The following is a 1,963-nucleotide window of genomic DNA, read 5'->3' as shown; positions in this document are numbered from 1 at the left end:
CCGCCGAATATTTCAGCGGCTTCGCGCTGATCCAGGGCAAGCTCCTTACGAACACGGACGATGAAACCCGGGTCGACAATGGAGGCGTTCACCTGTTTGGAGAAGGAACGCATCTCGCGCATAACACGATCCGTTTCGTTGGCATCCAGAAGAGATTCCGCACAAGCCGGGCAAAAGTCCCCCGTCACTGCGGGAATAATGGTCGTTTCACCCTTGTAGGTATATGTCACATCGCGCGTATCGTGGATGAGCTCTGCCGCGCCACAAACTGGACATTTCATCTTCATAGTTGAAGGATTTGCGCGATTTGTTCGGGGCTGAGGCGCATGGGGTTCAGCCCGGCAGCTTTGTGTGCATACGGGCGGTAAATCCGTCCAGAAGGGTCAATACCTGCTCTGCGGCGGCCATCGCCAACTGCCACTGCGCGTGGCGTTCCGCTGGCGTTTCCGGGTAGTCATGGGCAAATGTGTTGCGAATACGGCGGAGTTCCGACCACTGAGCGGCAGAGGGTAACCAGCCCAGTTGTTCCAGGCGATTGAGACGATCCACGGCGGACATGGCGGCGATATCCTCCTCCAACGCGCGCAGAATGGCGGGCATCAGTCGTGCACCCATATCGTCCTGGAGGCGCGTGTAGCGGTAGGCGAACTGATCGAGCAGGCGGCGATCTTCTTTAGCTAGCTTATCCCACTCTATCTCTTGCAGATCACGCTGATGGAGATCGACGAGCGCTTCACGCAAGGCTTCCGCGTGACCAAGGCAGGTCGAATAGGCATGGGCTAGAGCGAGTTGTTCTGGTGTCTGTTTCACAGGGCAAGCCCGGTTTCGTGGGCGACGCACACAATCGGGCGCATATCACCTGGCTGTTCGATGACAATGTCGATCTTTCGCTCGCCGAGGCGGGCTTCGAGTAGGCCGAGCATGCGTATTTTGCGCTGCAATGCAGCGTCGGCCGACAGCGCCCGAGTCTGAACGAGGAGGTCGATGTCCCCGCCCCGCTTGCTGTCATCCACCCGCGAGCCGAAGAGCCAGACGCGGGCTTCCGGGCCGAAGCTTTCCGTAGCGCTCTGGCGGATTTGGGCGATTTGTTCGGGGCTGAGGCGCATGGCGTTCAATCCACCCACAGGCCGGAGAGGTCGAGGGTGATGGCGGCCCCGGCGCCTTCCCTTTGATCGAAAGGCATCCCCACTTTGTTGCCGAGCGCCGAACTGGCCCGCGCATGGGCCGGGGCTGGGCGGGGATGGGTGTAAACAAGTCCCCGAATGCAAGGCTGACCGCCGCGTTTACCCGGTTCAATGGTGATACGTTGGATGTCGTTCACAGCCCTTCCTCCAAGCCCCACGCGACTGATTGCTAAAGTATGGCTCATTCAAACGCACTTGCCAAAGCGCGGCACGGTTTTCCACTACTTCGGGCCGGAATAAAGCCAACTACGCTCGGTCGCCAGTGCCGCTCATTGCGCGTGCCGTTTGCCGTTTGCGAGCGGCTCCCATCACCACGCCGTCCCTTTCTGCTGCTCCCAACTCCAGGCATGCGCAATCATCGCGGCTAGATCCGCAAAGCGTGGTTCCCAATTCAGGGTATCGCGCGCCTTTTGGCTGTCGGCCACCAACACGGCGGGATCACCGGGGCGGCGGGGCTGAACGTCGGCAGGAATATGCTGGCCGGTAACGCGCCGGGCGGTATCAATGACTTCCTGCACCGAAAAGCCCTGACCGTTGCCCAAATTAAAGGTATTGCTTTCCCCGTCGGCCAGCAAATGCTCCAAAGCCAGCAGGTGCGCGCTGCACAGGTCCCAAACATGAATATAGTCGCGCACACAGGTGCCGTCCGGTGTGGGGTAATCGTCGCCGTAAATGGCTATCTGCGCCCGCCGACCGCTGGCCGCCTGTAACACGAGGGGGACTAAATGACTCTCGGGATCGTGGCGCTCACCTAACTCGCCCTGCGGGTCGGACCCGGC

At 60.3% G+C, this 1,963-nt stretch carries 5 protein-coding genes; all 5 read right to left on the bottom strand.

The genetic code is table 11. The features are described 5' to 3' along the window. Positions 1–281, bottom strand: a 281-nt coding sequence (locus tag AC2VNK_RS07815; RefSeq protein WP_486883384.1) for a type II TA system antitoxin MqsA family protein, incomplete at its 3' end; no start/stop codon positions are given. Positions 282–333: 52 nt separating this feature from the next. Further along, the gene (locus AC2VNK_RS07810) at positions 334–810 is read right to left on the bottom strand and encodes a hypothetical protein (RefSeq protein ID WP_486883383.1); all 477 of its coding nucleotides are present in this window, start codon (positions 808–810) and stop codon (positions 334–336) included. Then, positions 807–1,124, bottom strand: coding sequence for a nucleotidyltransferase family protein (locus AC2VNK_RS07805; RefSeq protein WP_486883382.1), 318 nt, complete (start codon positions 1,122–1,124; stop codon positions 807–809). Before AC2VNK_RS07805 ends, AC2VNK_RS07810 begins: the two co-directional genes overlap by 4 nt. Beyond that, positions 1,112–1,321: a hypothetical protein gene (locus tag AC2VNK_RS07800; protein WP_486883381.1), complete on the bottom strand. Its 210-nt coding sequence runs from the start codon at positions 1,319–1,321 to the stop codon at positions 1,112–1,114. Before AC2VNK_RS07800 ends, AC2VNK_RS07805 begins: the two co-directional genes overlap by 13 nt. A gap of 171 nt (positions 1,322–1,492) precedes the next feature. After that, on the bottom strand, positions 1,493–1,963 hold a 471-nt coding region (locus AC2VNK_RS07795; protein ID WP_486883380.1), incomplete at its 5' end, for a GDP-mannose 4,6-dehydratase.

The sequence above is a fragment of the Acidithiobacillus sp. TH-A35 genome (assembly GCF_057473505.1).
This window is presented reverse-complemented; position numbering and strand designations above follow the sequence as displayed.